We start from the raw sequence: 425 nt of genomic DNA, 5'->3' as shown, positions 1-425 counted from the left end.
CAATGGCCACCGAAGCCTGCTGACCTTGCACATTCGATTCATTATTTTCTGCCTGGATCAGTTCCTCGGCAGCAATCACACCTACATACTGTCCGGGCGTGATCTCTTCCGGAACAGAGACCTGGTACTTAAAGCTGCGCTCCTCCTTAGGCTTTAGTGTGAAGCGCTGGACCCCTTGCGGGTCCAGCCATGCCCCGACATGAGAAAGCTTCTGTTCCTTCTCCGAGAAACTTCGCCCTCCATTCTGAGCCGGGAGTGCGTCAGCTGGGTACAGTTTAATCTCTACAGGTTCGTTTTTCGTGTTCCGCACAAAAAAGGTATATTCTCTGGAATCACCCGGCTTCACCTGATCTTTATAATACCCTCGGCCCTCTTCTACCGCCTTGACCGGAGACAATACAAAGGAACTATCTGCACTGACCACA

The 425-nt window shown here is 51.5% G+C and carries 1 protein-coding gene; it reads right to left on the bottom strand.

All coding sequences use genetic code 11. The annotated features are described in order from the left end of the window. A partial coding sequence (locus tag ACQ76X_RS36330) for a WxL protein peptidoglycan domain-containing protein (RefSeq protein ID WP_438498716.1) occupies positions 1-425 on the bottom strand: 425 nt, incomplete at both ends.

This window comes from Paenibacillus sp. IHBB 3054, from assembly GCF_051594305.1.
GTDB lineage: Bacteria > Bacillota > Bacilli > Paenibacillales > Paenibacillaceae > Paenibacillus_AQ.
This window is presented reverse-complemented; position numbering and strand designations above follow the sequence as displayed.